The 16,145-nt window shown below is 64.7% G+C and carries 15 protein-coding genes; 6 read left to right on the forward strand and 9 right to left on the reverse strand.

Features of this window, described 5'->3' with window-relative positions:
• The first annotated feature begins 12 nt into the window (after window positions 1-12).
• The 5 genes from IEW81_RS01475 to IEW81_RS01495 all read left to right on the forward strand — a co-directional run bounded on the left by IEW81_RS01475 (window position 13) and on the right by IEW81_RS01495 (window position 4,818).
• Window positions 13-1,161 carry a PucR family transcriptional regulator gene (locus IEW81_RS01475; protein ID WP_218840015.1) on the forward strand — a complete coding sequence of 383 codons (1,149 nt, stop codon included), beginning with the start codon at window positions 13-15 and terminating at the stop codon, window positions 1,159-1,161.
• A 120-nt stretch (window positions 1,162-1,281) separates the two neighbouring features.
• Complete coding sequence (locus IEW81_RS01480) at window positions 1,282-2,199, forward strand: ACP S-malonyltransferase (protein ID WP_097060829.1); 918 nt, start codon at window positions 1,282-1,284, stop codon at window positions 2,197-2,199.
• A gap of 5 nt (window positions 2,200-2,204) precedes the next feature.
• Entirely contained in the window at window positions 2,205-3,209 is a 1,005-nt protein-coding gene (locus IEW81_RS01485; RefSeq protein WP_097060828.1) for a beta-ketoacyl-ACP synthase 3, read from the forward strand.
• A gap of 40 nt (window positions 3,210-3,249) precedes the next feature.
• Complete coding sequence (locus IEW81_RS01490; RefSeq protein WP_097060827.1) at window positions 3,250-3,498, forward strand: acyl carrier protein; 249 nt, start codon at window positions 3,250-3,252, stop codon at window positions 3,496-3,498.
• A gap of 75 nt (window positions 3,499-3,573) precedes the next feature.
• Window positions 3,574-4,818 (forward strand): beta-ketoacyl-[acyl-carrier-protein] synthase family protein, encoded by a 1,245-nt coding sequence (locus IEW81_RS01495; protein ID WP_097060826.1) that lies wholly within the window; start codon window positions 3,574-3,576, stop codon window positions 4,816-4,818.
• Window positions 4,819-4,846: 28 nt separating this feature from the next.
• Here IEW81_RS01495 and IEW81_RS01500 read toward each other — a convergent pair whose 3' ends face one another.
• From IEW81_RS01500 to aceA, 9 genes are all read right to left on the reverse strand, one after another.
• Window positions 4,847-5,005, reverse strand: coding sequence for a hypothetical protein (locus IEW81_RS01500; protein ID WP_179691843.1), 159 nt, complete (start codon window positions 5,003-5,005; stop codon window positions 4,847-4,849).
• A 97-nt stretch (window positions 5,006-5,102) separates the two neighbouring features.
• Window positions 5,103-5,606, reverse strand: coding sequence for a DUF3145 domain-containing protein (locus IEW81_RS01505; RefSeq protein WP_097060825.1), 504 nt, complete (start codon window positions 5,604-5,606; stop codon window positions 5,103-5,105).
• Window positions 5,607-5,817: 211 nt separating this feature from the next.
• Complete coding sequence (locus tag IEW81_RS01510; RefSeq protein ID WP_097060824.1) at window positions 5,818-6,366, reverse strand: PadR family transcriptional regulator; 549 nt, start codon at window positions 6,364-6,366, stop codon at window positions 5,818-5,820.
• A gap of 24 nt (window positions 6,367-6,390) precedes the next feature.
• A complete protein-coding gene (locus IEW81_RS01515; protein WP_097060823.1) occupies window positions 6,391-8,058 on the reverse strand; it encodes a bifunctional 3'-5' exonuclease/DNA polymerase in 1,668 nt (555 codons plus the stop codon).
• A gap of 34 nt (window positions 8,059-8,092) precedes the next feature.
• Window positions 8,093-8,500, reverse strand: coding sequence for a DUF779 domain-containing protein (locus IEW81_RS01520; protein WP_097060822.1), 408 nt, complete (start codon window positions 8,498-8,500; stop codon window positions 8,093-8,095).
• Between the two features lie 98 nt (window positions 8,501-8,598).
• The gene (gene exaC, locus IEW81_RS01525; protein ID WP_097060959.1) at window positions 8,599-10,122 is read right to left on the reverse strand and encodes an acetaldehyde dehydrogenase ExaC; all 1,524 of its coding nucleotides are present in this window, start codon (window positions 10,120-10,122) and stop codon (window positions 8,599-8,601) included.
• 96 nt (window positions 10,123-10,218) lie between these two features.
• Window positions 10,219-11,511 carry a GAF domain-containing protein gene (locus IEW81_RS01530; protein WP_229671189.1) on the reverse strand — a complete coding sequence of 431 codons (1,293 nt, stop codon included), beginning with the start codon at window positions 11,509-11,511 and terminating at the stop codon, window positions 10,219-10,221.
• Window positions 11,512-11,573: 62 nt separating this feature from the next.
• Complete coding sequence (aceB, locus tag IEW81_RS01535; protein ID WP_218840014.1) at window positions 11,574-13,181, reverse strand: malate synthase A; 1,608 nt, start codon at window positions 13,179-13,181, stop codon at window positions 11,574-11,576.
• 38 nt (window positions 13,182-13,219) lie between these two features.
• Window positions 13,220-14,542, reverse strand: a complete 1,323-nt coding sequence (gene aceA, locus IEW81_RS01540; protein WP_097060820.1) for an isocitrate lyase — start codon at window positions 14,540-14,542, stop codon at window positions 13,220-13,222.
• Window positions 14,543-14,673: 131 nt separating this feature from the next.
• Between aceA and IEW81_RS01545 the strand changes: the two genes are divergently transcribed.
• Window positions 14,674-16,137, forward strand: a complete 1,464-nt coding sequence (locus IEW81_RS01545; protein ID WP_097060819.1) for an XRE family transcriptional regulator — start codon at window positions 14,674-14,676, stop codon at window positions 16,135-16,137.
• Window positions 16,138-16,145 lie beyond the last annotated feature (8 nt).

A 16,145-nucleotide genomic window follows, 5' to 3' on the forward strand; every position in this document is an offset into this window, starting at 1 on the left:
ACGCTTGCCTGGTTGCGCACCATCACGGGTGAGCTGTCGACGGCGACTCTGAAGCGACTCGAAGAAACGCTGCCCTGGTATGGCGACATGCCGCCAGGGCGGCGCTCTGCGGTCGGGTTGGTCGCACAGGCGGGCATCACGAGTTTCATCAGCTGGTTCGACGATCCGAAGTCGACCCCATGGATCGCTGCTGACGTGTTCGGTGCCGCGCCACGGGAGTTGCTGCGGTCGGTATCCCTGACCCAGACCCTCCAGCTCATCAGGCTGACTGTGGAAGTGGTCGAGCATCGCATCAAGAACGACGACGATGTGCTGCGCGAGGGGATCCTGTTGTATTCGCGAGAGATCGCGTTCGCTGCGGCCGACGTCTATGCTCGCGCCGCCGAAGCCCGCGGGTTGTGGGACGCCAGGCTTGAGGCGCTCGTCGTCGACTCCATCCTGAGTGGTGAGTACGACAACGAACTGCCGTCGCGCATTGCGGCCCTCGGGTGGAACGGTCACGGCGAGGTCTGCGTCCTGGTCGGAACCGCACCGAAGATGCTCGACGTCGACCAGTTGCGCCGCACTGCACGCCACCTGAGCGCAGACGTGCTGATCGGCGTGCAGGGCAGCAGGCTCGTGCTCGTGATCGGTCGAGCCAGCCCGAGAACCGATGATCCCGATGCCGCTGAACCGATGGCGTTCCTCGAGATCGCCAAGCAGCTCGAGCCGGGGTTCGGCACCGGGCATCTCGTGCTCGGTCACGAGGTGCCGACGCTCGTGGATGCGTCGAAAAGCGCGAAGGCTGCTCTCGCGGGATTCGCAGTAGCGAGGTCGTGGCGTAACGCCCCACGACCGACCCTGGCGGACGATCTGCTGCCGGAGCGTGCATTCGCCGGTGATCCTCTCGCCAGGTCCACCCTCATCAACCGCATCTACAAGCCGCTGCAGGCGCACTCGACCGACCTCCTCGCAACACTCTGGTGCTACCTCGACAACGGCCGTTCACTCGAAGCGACAGCTCGCGAACTGTTCGTGCACCCCAACACCGTGCGATACCGGCTGAAGAGGGTCAGCGACGTGATCGGATGGGATGCCACCGGTGCGCGAGAGGCGCTCATCCTGCAGGCGGCGCTCATCGTCGGCTCGATCGCTGATCCGGATTCCTCGAAGCGACGGTGAGGTCGGCCGCGCCCTCTCGAGGCGTTCTCGGGCTGCGTTTGAACGTGATCGACAAGGTTGCGCCTGTTTCTTCGGAGGTTCAGCACCTCACGAGCAGCTGAATCTTGGCAGACTAGAGCAGTGATCGTCATCGTCGCGCCTGGACAGGGCTCCCAAACTCCCGGATTTCTCGAACCCTGGTTGGCTGAGCAGCGCTTCCGCGACCAGCTCGCATCTATGTCTGACTCCGTCGGCATCGATCTCGTGGCTCACGGCACCACGAGCGACGCAGACACCATCCGGGACACCAGGGTCGCCCAGCCGCTGATCGTCGCCGCGGGACTGCTCACCGCCTCGGCGCTCCTGGCCGACGGCCGTCGGGACAGGATCGGCGGGGTGGCCGGCCACTCCGTCGGTGAGGTTACTGCCGCTGCGGTCTCCGGCATCCTGAGTGAACACGATGCCATCGCCTTCGTACGCGAACGCGGCCAGGCGATGGCGGATGCCGCTGCGCTCGAGCCCACGGGCATGTCCGCTGTTCTCGGCGGCGATGAGATGGCATTGCTGGAACGACTCGCGGAGCTCGACATCCAGCCCGCCAACTTCAACGGCGGCGGCCAGATCGTTGTCGCCGGCGCGTTGCCGGCCCTGGCTGAGTTCGCCGAGAACCCGATTGCCGGCACCAGGGTTATCCCGCTCCAGGTGGCCGGAGCGTTCCACACCCGCTACATGCAGCCCGCCGTCCGACGCCTCGAACTCGTCGCAGCCGGCCTCGAGAAGCACGACCCGACGATCCCCATCTGGACGAACCGCGACGGTTCGCGCATTGAGAACGGCAACCACTTCGTCGAGTTGATGGTCGGCCAGGTCTCGTCGCCGGTACGGTGGGACATGGCCATGGCGTCACTTGCCGCGGCCGGGGTGACCGGAATCATCGAACTCGCACCAGCGGGCGCGTTGGTCGGCCTTGCCAGACGCGGGCTGAAGGGCATACCTTCGGTTGCGGTGAAAACCCCTGACGACCTGCCTGCAGCATTCGCCATGATCGACGGGATCTGAGAACTATGACCACAGCAAGCCTCACGCAGTCGACGGGCGTCGAGTTCACCCGTATCTACAGCTACGGCGCTGCCCGCGGCGACCTCGTCGTTCCCAACAGCGAACTCATCGGCCCGATCGATTCGAGTGATGAATGGATCCAGCAGCGCACGGGCATCATCACGAGAACCCGCGCATCAGCCGGTATCCTCGCGGTCGACCTGGCGACGGACGCGGCCACAGAGGCCATCGAGAAATCCGGAGTTCCAGCGCACAAAATCGACCTCGTCATCGTCGCGACCATTGGCAACGTGCAGCAGACTCCGTCCCTTGCCGCGGTGTTAGCCGACAGAGTCGGCTGCACTCCCGCAGCCGCCTACGACGCCAACGCGGCCTGCGCCGGCTTCAGCTACGGGGTCACCCAGGCCGATGCTCTCATCAGGTCCGGCGCAGCACACTACGCGCTTGTGGTCGGTGCGGAGAAGCTCTCAGACATGGTCTCGCCCACCGACAGGTCGATCTCGTTTTTGCTCGGCGATGGCGCGGGTGCCGTCGTCATCGGCCCTAGCGACTTCCCCGGCATTGCGGCTCCGGTCTGGGGTTCTGACGGATCCAAGGCCGAGGCTGTGGGCATGGACAGCACGCTCGTGGACTTCCGCGACGGGACAGCCGCGTGGCCGACGCTCCGCCAGGATGGGCAGGTCGTGTTCCGCTGGGCTGTCTGGGAAATGGCCAAGGTCGCCAAGCAGGCCCTTGAGGTGGCGGGCATCACAGCGGCCGATCTCGCGGCCTTCGTGCCCCACCAGGCCAATATGCGCATCATCGACGAACTCGCCAAGCAGCTCGGGCTTCCGGAGACCGTGACCATCGGTCGCGATATCGCAACGACCGGGAACACCTCGGCCGCGTCGATCCCGCTTGCGACGCACAGGTTACTGGCCGAGCATCCTGAACTGAGCGGCGGCCTGTGCCTCCAGATCGGTTTCGGCGCCGGCCTCGTGTTCGGCGCGCAGGTCGTCGTACTCCCGTAAACTGTCCAACGGTCAAATCACATCCCTCAAGGAGAAAACAATGGCACTGTCCACCGAAGAAGTCCTCGCCGGCCTGGCTGAACTGATCAACGACGAAACCGGCATCGCGACCGACACCGTCGAGATGGACAAGTCGTTCACTGACGACCTTGACATCGATTCCATCTCGATGATGACGATCGTCGTCAACGCAGAAGAGAAGTTCGATGTGAAGATCCCGGACGAAGAGGTCAAGAACCTCAAGACAGTCGGCGACGCCGTCAGCTTCATCACCAGCGCACAGGGCTAACAGTCCCTCAACGGAATGGCGAGCCGGTTAGCGGGTCGCCATTCCGCAGGCAGTGCCCCGCTCCAGAGGAATGACATGACCAAGAAGATCGTTGTAACCGGAATCGGCGCGACCTCCCCGATCGGTGGAACCGCCCAAGAATCATGGGAAGCTCTGCTCGCCGGAGAATCCGGCACGCGGAGCATGGAACACGACTGGGTAGAGCAGTACGGACTGCCCGTCACGTTCGCCGCAGAAGCCAAGGTTCGGCCCGAAGAGGTACTCGAGCGCGTCGAATACAAGCGACTCGACCCCTCGAGCCAGTTCGCCCTGATCTCGGCGAGGGAAGCCTGGGCCGATGCCGGATCCCCGGACGTCGATCCGATCCGCGTCGGAGTCGACTACTCCACCGGTATCGGTGGCCTGTGGACACTGCTCGATGCGTGGGACACGCTGAAAGAGAAGGGCCCGCGAAGGGTGCTTCCCATGACGATCCCCATGCTCATGCCTAACGCCGCCGCGGCCGCGATCAGCATGTCCATTCCGTCACGGGCATATGCCCGAACCGACGTTTCGGCGTGCGCGTCGAGCACCGAGGCTCTGACCAACGCCTACGAACATCTCCAGAAGGGGCTCGCCGATGTCGTCATCGCCGGCGGCACCGAGGCCGTCGTGCATCCTCTGCCGATCGCGGCGTTCGCCTCGATGCAGGCGCTGTCGAAGCGCAACGACGACCCCTCTACCGCGTCGCGCCCGTATGACATCAGCCGCGATGGATTCGTACTCGGTGAAGGCGCGGCAACACTCGTACTCGAAACAGAAGAGCACGCGCTGGCGCGTGGCGCCCGTATCTATGCGGAGCTCGCCGGAGGCGCTGTCACGAGCGACTCCTTCCACATCACGGCACCGGACCCCGAGGGTTCGGCCGCTGCACGCGCCATGCTCGGTGCGCTGGAGCAGGCTGGCGCATCCATCGAGGACGTTCGGCACATCAACGCCCATGCGACGAGCACGCCGGTCGGCGACATTGCCGAGTACAAGGCACTGCTGCGGGTGTTCGGAGACCTCCTGCCGGGCATCCCGGTGTCTGCGACAAAGGCAGCAACCGGTCATCTCCTGGGCGGCACTGGTGCACTCGAGGCCATTTTCACCGTGCTGGCGCTTTATCACCGCACCGCACCGCCGACGATCAACCTCACCGAACAGGATCCATTGATCCCGCTCGACGTCGTCACAACTCCGCGCGCCCTCGGTGACGGTCCACTACTGGCGATCAGTAACTCATTCGGATTCGGCGGCCACAATGCCGTCGTCGCGTTCAGGAGTTACGAGTCCCACTGATCCGACTCGCTGCTGGGCAGCGTCGCAGTTATGCCGCGATCTGCCGGCAGCCGTCGTGAATCGTGCACTCGCCGTCGAAGGCGAGCATGTCGTCTTCCGTGACGAGTCGCTCGAGCTGCTCGAGGTCGATGAACGTCGGAGCGACCTCGCCGATGAGATCTTCCAACTCACGGTGCAGGATATCCATGATGCCTCCAAATGTTGGGTTGTACTACGTCACAGTGCAATGAGTCACGGTGCAGTGAGTCACAGTGCAGTGACTCGCAGCGCAGTGATAGAGATTCTCAACCGACCTTGTGCAGCCAGACGACGGCCGAATCCTGGCTGGCATGACGGAACACCTCGAGCTCGTCGTCCCAGGCCTGCCCGAGGGCGAGCCTCAACTCGCGGTGAAGTTCGACGGCGTTGGCTCCCGCGATGTCCATGGCGTAGCGCACGCGATCCTCGGGGATGACCACGTTGCCGGCTGTGTCGGTCTGGGCGTAGAAGATTCCAAGGTCAGGCGTATGCATCCAGCGACCACCGTCGGTGCCGAGCCCCGCGTCTTCGGTCACCTCATAGCGCAGGTGCTCCCATCCGCGCAGGGCAGACGCGAGCCGCGCACCGGTGCCGCGGGGGCCTTCCCAGTAGAACTCGGCTCGTTGGGAGCCCTTGAGCACGGGCTGCTGGTCCCAATCGAAGTTGACCGCGCGATCGAGCGCGCGACCTGCAGCCCACTCAATGTGAGGGCACAGGGCGCGTGGCGAAGAGTGCACGAATAGCACTCCGCGAGCGTGTGATGCAGTCACGATGACTCCGTTCCGGTTGGGTGCGACTTCCCCATCGACCCATGGAACACGGTGTTACCAAAAATTCGTGTGACTGATTATTCGTATGACTAACTATTCAGTTGGGCAGGGCTGCTCCCGCAGGCCCACTTTGGTCATTATGACCCATTGGGCCGGGTAATCACAAGCATGTAGTTCCGCAGGGCGCGAAATACCGCCCAGCCGGATGATGTCAGCCGCGAACAGGTCGGCCGCGACGCGGTGGCTCGGCCTCGAGCCCGAACGGTTCGGAACCCCTCACCAGCGCTTCTGCTCGCTGCAACCATCCCAGTTCGGCTTCCGCCGCCGCGAGTTGCGCCTGTATGACGAGCTGACGGGACAACTGGATCGCGGGCTTCTCCCGACGGAGGGCATCAACGGCCGCCGCGGTCGACTCCCGATGGCGGCTCACCACCGCCGCGGCATCCACACCCGGCAGCGACTGTGCCAGGGCTACCTTCTGTGCAAGCTCATCGAGACCAATCGACGGCACGGCAGTCTCGAACCAACTGCGCACACAGATCCGACCCTCGTCGGTGATGGCGTAGTAGACATGCCCCGTGGAGTTGGCACCGAGCTTGGACACGAGGCCGTCTCGTTCCAGCCTGTCGAGGGTGGCATAGACCTGGCCCACATTGAGCGATCGATAATGCCCTGTCCGGCGTTCGAATTCGACGCGGAGCTGGTATCCGTAGCAATCCCCTTCATCGAGGATGGCGAGAAGGCTCTGACGGATCGACATGCATACACGGTATATGGCAACAGGCTATTTGGCCTGCCCATAGTTGTCGACGATGGCTATGGTGACCGGGAATTGCGCGGGGAGCTGGCCGAACAGCAGCCTGCCCGCATCGACCGCAGCATCGGAGATCACCCCGGCAACCTGAACGGCCAGGTCGGCTGGCGCGTGGACCACGACCTCGTCGTGAAGGAAAAAGACCAGATGCGGGCCGTCGACCAACGCACCAGCGTCGTTCAACTCGTGAAGCCGTCGGCGGATGCTCCCCATCCAGCACAACGCCCACTCGGCCGCCGTACCCTGCACGATGAAGTTACGAGTGAATCTCCCCCAGGCGCGCCCGCGGTCTCGGGCCCGCGCGGCCTCTGCCGACGACACCGTCTCGTTCCACGTACCGCTGTCGTGCCCGGGAGGGGAGCTGCGCCCCAGCCTGGTCGTTACGACCTCCCCGCGCTCGCCCGCCCTCGCGGCGTTCTCCACCATCCCGATCGCACGCGGATAGGCGCGGGTAAGGGCTGGCATGAGACGCCCTCCCTCCCCCGTCGTTGCGCCGTACATCGCGCCGAGCATGGCGACTTTGGCCTGGTCACGGGTCTCCAGGGCGCCGCTGGCCACGATGCCGGCATACAGGTCCCCCGCTGAACCCGCCTCGATCATTCCCCGGTCGACAGCCATGGCGGCGAGGATGCGCGGCTCGAGTTGTGACGCATCTGCGACCACGAGCTTCCAGCCCTCATCCGCTACGACAGCGCCGCGGATGTTCTTCGGCAACTGCAGCGCTCCCCCACCGCTGGTCGCCCAGCGCCCGGTCGCCGCACCACCCGGAACGTAGTCCGGGCGGAATCGCCCGCCTGCAACCCAGTTATCGAGCCAGGCCCAGCCGTTGGACGACAGCAGCCGCGACAGCTTCTTGTACTCGAGCAGCGGGGGAATCGCGGGATGTTTCAGTGTGGCGAGTTCCCATGAGCGGGTGGAAGTGACCATGAGCCCGGCGAGCCCGAGCGCGCGCAGAAGGTCAGCCGGGGAATCCGGATTCAATTCCGGCGATTCGAGCCGCTGTCGCACGATGTCGAGCACGGCCTGCAGCTTCGCCGGTCGGGCGCCGTCCACGGCCGGCCGAGGACCGAGGGATGCGGAGAGGATGGCATCGTGCCTGCCCGCACTCCACGGGAGGCCCGCGAACCGCATCTCGGCCGCAATCAGGGCACCGACCGACTCTGCAGCCAGCAACCGTCCGAGGCGCGAGGGCTCAGGGCACCCCGCGACGGCAGACCGTTGGAGTTCGAACTCGGCAACCGGGTCGGATTCGACCGACGGTGCGGGAGCAGCAACCTGATCCCACTCGAACAGTGCCGAGTGGGAGGGCGCCGCAGCGACCGGTCCGGCTGCGGGCGCTGGCGCATCCCACAGGCCGCGTCGTGACCGCGCGAGCCGGGAATCCGAGGTCAGTGATGACGATCGGAGGATCGCGTGACACAGCCGAAGGTCGAAGCATCGATCGACCCGAACTCCGGCAGCCAGCAGGGGTGCGTACCAGCGGGAGGTGTCGTCCCAGACCCAGCGTGGATGCCCCGTCTCACGCGCGACAACGAACGCCGCCAGGTCGTCCACCTGCTCGACACCGATCACCGCACCCGAATCGCCGAACGAGGTCGCCCGCACAACTCCCTGGACGCGAGCGAGGACTATGTGCACGCCCCCAGTCTGCCCTCCGCCACCGTCGCCGGGCTCAGGCGAAGGGTTCTGCGGTCTCCATCAGCCGGGATCGGATCAAGAAGCGCAGGCCCTCCGGGCCCTCGAGCGAGAATCCACTTCCCCTGCCCTTGACCACGTCGACGGTCAGGAAGGTGTGACTCCAATAGGTGAACTGCTCTTTCGACATCCAGAAATCGATGTTTCGAGCTTCTGAACCGCGTTGGGCAATATCGAAGACGCCCAGCAGGATGTCGTTGTCCGAGGTCCAGAACTCGCCGGCCGCGAAGCACATCGGGGAGCTGCCATCGCAGCAGCCACCCGACTGGTGGAACATCAGCGGGCCGTGCTGGTCCCACAGTTTTCGCAACAGATCGACGCTCTCGGAGGTGAGCGCGACCCTGGGTAGGGTCTCGCCCGAAATAACGACGGTGGATTCGATCATGCCCTTGCTCCTTTGCCTGGTGATCTTCACAACAGCAGGTACCTCCGGCGGTCATCCAACCCAGGGATGACCGCCGGAGGCTGCCGTGCCGTGCCGGTTTAGAAGAAGCCCAGCTTGTCTTCCGAGTACGACACGAGCAGGTTCTTCGTCTGCTGGTAGTGATCGAGGGCGAGCACGTTGTTCTCGCGGCCCATCCCCGAGCTCTTGTAGCCACCGAACGCCGCACCGGCGGGGTAGGCGTGGTAGTTGTTTATCCAGACACGACCGGCCTGGATGTCGCGCCCAGCGCGATACGCGACGTTGCCGTTGCGCGACCACACTCCGGCTCCGAGCCCGTACAGCGTGTCGTTGGCGATCGAGATACCGTCGTCGTAGTCGTCGAAGCTCGTGACCGAGACCACTGGCCCGAAGATCTCCTCCTGGAAGATGCGCATCTTGTTGTCGCCTTCGAAAATGGTCGGCTGCACGTAGTAACCGCCGGTCAGGTCGCCGCCGAGGTCGACCCGCTCGCCGCCGAGCAGCAGCTTCGCGCCCTCCTGCTTGCCGATGTCGACGTAGCTCAGGATCTTCTCAAGCTGGTCGTTCGACGATTGCGCGCCGACCTGCGTGTCGGTGTCGAGCGGGTTGCCCTGCACGGCTGCCCTCGTGCGCTCCACCGCGGCGCCCAGGAAGGAGTCGTAGATCGGCTTCTGGATGAGGGCGCGCGACGGGGATGTGCACACCTCGCCCTGGTTGAACGCGAAGAGCACAAAGCCTTCCTGCGCCTTGTCGTAGAAAGCGTCGTCCTGGTCAGCGACGTCGGCGAAGAAGAGGTTCGGGCTCTTGCCGCCGAGTTCCAGCGTCGCGGGGATGATATTCGCACTCGCATATTGCAGGATCAGTCGGCCGGTCGTGGTTTCACCGGTAAAGGCGATCTTACGGATGCGGGGGCTCGAGGCGAGGGGTTTACCGGCTTCTGCTCCGAAACCGTTCACGATGTTCACGACCCCGGGAGGGAGGATGTCCCCGATCAGCTCGATGAGAACGAGGATCGACACCGGCGTCTGCTCGGCCGGCTTGAGCACGATCGCGTTACCAGCGGCGAGGGCCGGTGCGAGCTTCCAGACGGCCATGAGAATGGGGAAGTTCCACGGGATGATCTGCCCGACAACGCCGAGCGGCTCCTTGTAGTGGTACGCCGTCATGGAGCCGTCCATCTCGGCAAATTTGCCCTCCTGGGCCCGGATCACGGCCGCGAAGTAGCGGAAGTGATCGGCTGCCAGCGGCAGGTCGGCGTTGAGCGGCTCTCGGATCGGCTTGCCGTTGTCCCAGGTCTCGGCCACAGCGAGCAGCTCGAGATTGGCGTCGATCACGTCGGCGATGCGGTTGAGCACCGCCGCGCGCTCGGTGGTGGAAGTCTTGCCCCACGCCGGGGCAGCCTTGTGGGCGGCGTCGAGAGCCGCGTCGATGTCTTCGGCTGTGCCACGGGCCACCTCGGCAAACGGCTTACCGTTGACCGGCGAGATGTCTTCGAAGTACTGGCCCTTCACAGGAGCAACCCACTCACCCCCGATCCAATGTTCGTATCGGGGCTTGAATGAGACTTTTGCGTCGGGTGTTCCCGGTGCGGCATAAACCGTCATGCACTGACTCCTGTCGACATCGTTGTCTGGTGATTTCTCGACGATATTCGCGACGGGGTTGCGAAGAGGTTGCAGGATGTTGCGAGCGTGCTGCACTCAGCGCAGTTCGGCCTCGATGTGCTCGATGCGCGCCACCACGGCGGCTCGCTTGGGGGACTTTGCCGGCAGCATCCTGAGGCAGGCGCGCCAGACCTCGATGTCGAAGGCGGCCTCATCGGTGCGGGCATAGGTAAGCAGCGTGTCGACTGCCGCATCCGTCATCAACGCGTCTCGCAACCGATGGCTGACCTCGGCCCGGAGTTGTTCCACCCCCGGTGCCCTCGAACCTGGCAGCACCGGCCCCGAGTATCCGGCGAGCGCCACCCGATGCGCGCCCCGGTCCAGGAAAGCAAGCACCCTGTGTGCATCGAGCTCAAGTCGCCTTGGCAGCCTATACGGTCGCGACAACGGTACGAGACTCTGATCGAACGCCTCAAGATGCTTGCGCAGCCGCACCATCTCGGGCCGAAGGGTCTCGATGGAGCAGTCCAGCTGACCCGCAAGCGCCTCAGCGGACATACCGGAGGGATACCACGCCAGCAGTGTCAGGATCTCGGCGTGACGCGAGCTCAGGTCGATCTTGCGCCCACCCGATTCGAGGCGCCCACCGTCACTGCCCAGCACCGACAGCGCGGGGGAAGAGTTCGGGCGCGCCACCGCGTGGTGCACGGTCCGACGCGGACGCGACACCTGTTCGTCAAGCCGGCGGATGCGCAGCTCCGATTCCACAGCGGCGACCGCGGCCTCGAGCAGCGGGAGGGTGGCCGGTGCAACAGCATCCTCGCCCCCGGTGATGTCTATGACACCGATCAGCGTGCCGGAGATCGGATCGTGCACCGGGACGGCCGTGCAGCTCCATGGGTGGGCGATGCGATTGAAGTGTTCGGCGCCATGGATCTGGATGCCACGATCCAGCGCCAGCGCGGTGCCCGGGGCACTCGTGCCCACGACGCGCTCGCTCCAGTCAGCACCTTCGACGAACAGCATGCCCTCGGCTTTGCGGCGCAGGTTCCTGTCGCCATCGATCCACAGGAGCCTGCCGTCCTGGTCGCCGATAGCCACAATCAGTCCCGCATCAAAGGTGTGACGGATGAGCAGCCTGTGAATCGTCGGAAGCGCGAGCGCAAGCGGATGCGCGTCCCGATAGTCCCGCAGGTCGGAGTCGTCGAAGCGGAGGCCGTCAAGCGGCTGGTCGGGGTCGAGCAGGAGTTGCAGGGACCGTTCCCACGACTCCTGTACGAGCTTGCGGACGCCAGCCACGGCCATCCGCTGGTCGATGACTGATTCGTGAGCTTGTTCGAGTTGGGCGCGCGCGACAACGCCCGGCGGGACGCTCCACGGGCTGGACACTGTCACTCCGATCAACGATGGTCGAGTGCTCTCATGCTACGCGTGCCAGCCCGTGAAACCCACTACGCGGCCACGACCTCCGCGTTCTCCACCAGGTACCGGCTGTAGGCGGTGAGCGTGAGGAAGGTCGGGAAGTCTTCCTCGAGCGTGACGGCCCTGAAGACCTCGGCCGCATCAGCGAATCGTCCTCCCGCCGACGCAGATTCGAGCACGGCTGCGAGCTCTCGCTCGACGACCGACCTCGTGATTAGGGTGCCCTCGGCGGTGACCACCCGCTGGTGCATCCACTGCCACAACTGGCTGCGGCTGATCTCGGCCGTCGCGGCATCTTCCATCAGGTTATCGATCGCGGCTGCTCCTACCCCGCGCAGCCAGCTCTCGATGTACCTGACGGCTATCGACACGTTAGAGGCGACGCCGGCATCCGTCACCTGCCCCTCGATGCGCAGGTCGAGCAGGTCCTCCGCCGAGACGTGCACGTCGGGCCTGAGACGATCAACCTGGTTCGGCCGGTCTCCGAGCACTGCGTCGAATTCGGCCTGGGCCGTCGAGACGAGGTCGGGATGCGCGACCCATGTGCCATCGAACCCATCCGTCGCCTCCCGCCGTTTGTCTGCCGTCACAGCGGCAAGCGCGCGGGCCGTGACCTCGGGATCCCGACGGTTCGGGATGAACGCACTCATGCCCCCGATGGCATGAGCCCCGCGTTTATGGCACGTGGCGACCAGGAGCTCGGTGTACGCCCTCATGAACGGAACCGTCATCGTGATATCCGACCTGTCCGGCAGTACGAAGCTGGCGCCACGACCGCGGAAGTTCTTGATGATCGAGAAGATGTAGTCCCATCGACCGGCGTTCAGCCCGGCACAGTGCTCTCGAAGTTCGTACAGGATCTCCTCCATCTCGAACGCAGCGGGAATCGTCTCGATCAGCACGGTGGCCCTGATCGTCCCGTGCTCGATGCCGAGAGCATTCTCGGTGAAGGTGAACACGTCATCCCACAACCGCGCCTCGAGATGATTCTCGATCTTGGCGATGTAGAAGTATGGCCCGCTGCCGCTGTCGATGAGCTGCTTCGCGTTGTGGAACGCGTACAGCCCGAAGTCGACGAGCGAGCCGGATGCGGGTGAGCGCTGGCCTGCACGGTCGGTGTACCTGACGTGCTTCTCGACGAGGTGCCAACCGCGCGGTCGCATGACGATCGTCGGCGTCGACTCCCCCAGCCTGTATTCCTTGCCCTCGGGGCTCGTGAAGTCGATCTGGCGCCGGATAGCGTCGTGCAGGCTCAATTGGCCTCCGATCACGTTCTCCCAGGTGGGGCTCGTGGCGTCCTCCTGATCTGCCAGCCACACCTTCGCGCCGGAATTCATCGCGTTGATCGTCATCTTGCGATCGGTCGGCCCGGTGATCTCCACTCTTCGGTCTTCCAGGCCCGGGCCTGGGCCGGCGACCCGCCAGGTCGGTTCTTCGCGAATCGCCGCCGTCTCCGGCAGGAAGGCGAGATTGCGGCCGTTGTTGATGCGTTTGCGCGACTCCATCCGCGCGGCCAGCCGGTCGTGCCTGCGGCCAGCGAACTGGTCGTGCAACCTCGTGAGAAACTGCAGCGCCTGTGGTGTCAGTATCTCGTCGAATCGGTCGCCGTCAGCGCCGATGATGTCCATGCGGTTCATGATGTCCTCGAAAAAGTCGTTAGTCGGTATTGCGCGGTTTAGTGAAACTGGGCAGTCTCGGTGCTGCCGACCAGGGCCAGCGTTTCGCTTGTGGGGTTGAGTGCGGTCGCGATGCGATCGAAGTACCCCGTTCCGACCTCACGCTGGTGGCGTGTCGCCGTGTAGCCGTCCTGTTCGGACGCGAATTCTGCTTCCTGCAGCTCCACGTACGCGCTCATGTGGCGCTGCGAGTAGTCGCGAGCCAGCGTGTACATCGAGTGATTGAGGGAGTGGAAACCGGCGAGGGTGATGAACTGGAACGCGTATCCCATGGCCGCCAGCTCCCGCTGGAAGGTGGCGATCTGCGCGTCGTCGAGGTGGCTCTTCCAGTTGAACGACGGGGAGCAGTTGTACGCGAGCTTCTTGCCGGGGAATTCCTTGTGGATGCTCTCCGCAAAGGTGCGCGCAAGCGCGAGATCCGGCTCCGCGCTCTCCACCCACAGCAGGTCGGCATACGGAGCGTACGCGTGACCCCGAGACAGCACGGTCGCAATGCCGGGCGTCGTGCGGAAGAAGCCTTCCGTCGTGCGCTCCCCTGTCAGGAACTCCCGGTCGCGCTCATCGATGTCACTCGTGATCAGGTCGGCGGCGAGAGAGTCTGTCCGCGCGATCACAAGCGTCGAGACCCCGGCGACGTCGGCCGCGAGTCGTGCCGCGTTGAGGGTGCGCACATGCTGGGCGGTGGGGATGAGCACTTTGCCGCCCATGTGACCGCACTTCTTCTCCGAGGCGAGCTGGTCTTCCCAGTGCACGCCGGCCGCCCCGGCCTCGATCATCGACGACATGAGTTCGTAGGCGTTCAGCGGGCCACCGAAACCGGCCTCGGCATCCGCGACGATCGGTGCGAGCCAGTCTGTTCGGGGGCTGCCATGCTCGGCGACCTCGATCTGGTCGGCGCGTAGCAGGGCATTGTTGATGCGACGCACCACCGCGGGAACGCTGTTGGCGGGATAGAGACTCTGGTCGGGGTAGGTCTGCCCTGACAGGTTCGCATCCGCTGCCACCTGCCATCCGCTCAGGTAGATCGCCTTCAATCCCGCCCTGACCTGCTGGACTGCCTGGTTGCCGGTGAGAGCACCGAGCGCCGGAACCCACTCCTGCCCACCGTTCTCGGCTCCGTGGATGAGGTTCCACAGGTTCTCGGCCCCACGACGGGCCAGGGTGCGGTCCTCCCTGACGCTGCCGCGCAGCGCGATGACGTCCTCGGCTGTGTAGTTGCGCTCGATACCGTTCCAGCGGGAATCGGTCTTCCACTCGGTCTCGAGCTGCGCTGCGGTCTGCGTCTGGTCGCCCGAGCGGATGATGGTGGCGTCATTCGTCATGTGAAACTCCCTGGTCGTTGCTGTCCTGTTTCGACTCTGGGGCTTCAGCGGTGGTTCTTCTCACACAATAGGGGCAGAATAAACGTGATTCTTCTGGTTCTCGGAAGAACACCACGCTGGAGGGTCCTCCGATGAACGCGAACGACACGAACGCCGAGCACGATGAAAACATGCTCGATTCCCTCACCGTCGGTCGTCGCATCCGGCAGCTTCGAACGGATCGCGGTCTGACTCTCGACGACCTCGGCGCCGAACTGGGCCGGGCAGCATCACAGGTGTCCGTCATCGAGAACGGTAAGCGCGAACTCAAGCTGGGCGAACTGCAGAAGCTCGCGCGGATCCTCGGGGTGACGGTGGACCAGCTGCTCAGCCCGGAGGCGCCGTCTCGTCGAGCCGCGCTGGAGATCGCGCTGGAGCGCGCCCAGCGCGGGCCGCTCTACTCGAGCCTGACGCTGCCGAGCCTCCCCGTGCGCAAGTCTCTCAGCGACGAGGCGATCGAGACGATCCTCGGGCTGCATGACGAACTGAAGCGGCTCCATCGGGAGCGTGCCGCCACTCCGGAGGAAGCGCGCAGGGCCAACACCGAACTGAGAAAATCCATGCGAAAGCGCAACAACTATTTCGGTGAACTGGAGTCGACGGCGAAGCAACTGCTCGATGCCGTCGGCCATGCCGGAGGGCCGCTCTCCCAGCGTGTCGCCTCCGACCTCGCGACACATCTCGGGTTCTCCCTGCACTTCGTACCCGACCTGCCGGGCTCGACTCGGAGCGTGACCGACCTCCGCAACGGCAGGATCTACCTCCCCGTCGGGCAGGCCGATGGCTCCGACCCCCGATCGACGCTGCTGCAGGCACTGGCCGGCCATGTGCTCGGGGTCGGCGAACCCAAGGACTACGCAGACTTCCTCCAGCAACGGGTGGACACCAACTACCTGGCTGCCGCCTTAATGGTGCCTGAGCACACTGCAGTCGGGTTTCTGCTTGCAGCCAAGTCGAAGCGCGAGCTATCGGTCGAAGACCTGCGCGACACGTTCGCCGTCAGCTACGAGACGGCCGCGCATCGGTTCACGAATCTGGCCACCCAGCACCTCGGGGTGCCGGTGCACTTCCTGAAGGTGCATGAGGGCGGCTCGATCTCAAAGGCCTATGAAAATGACAGTGCTGCCTTCCCGACGGATGCCCTCGGCGCCGTCGAAGGGCAGCTCGTGTGCCGCTACTGGAGTGCGCGCCGCGTGTTTGACATCTCGGATCGTTTCAGCCCGTACCACCAGTACACCGACAAGCCGGGCGGGACATATTGGTGCACGTCGCGCATCCAGTCCAGCAGCCGCGGGTATTTCTCAGTGAGTGTGGGCACCCCGTTCGCCACCGCGAAATGGTTCCGCGGCCGGGACACCACCAACCGCGCGACCTCCACCTGCCCTGACGAATCCTGCTGCCGCCGAGCTCCTGAATCACTGGCCGACCGCTGGGAGAAATTCTCTCTCCCCAGTGCCAGGCTCAACAGCTCGCTGCTCGCCGCGATGCCCACCGGCATGTACCCGGGGGTCGACTCGACCGAGGTATTCGAGTTCCTGGAGCACCACGACGGATAGCGCGACGC

It is taken from the genome of Salinibacterium xinjiangense (genome assembly GCF_014645015.1).
Taxonomy (GTDB): domain Bacteria; phylum Actinomycetota; class Actinomycetes; order Actinomycetales; family Microbacteriaceae; genus Rhodoglobus; species Rhodoglobus xinjiangensis.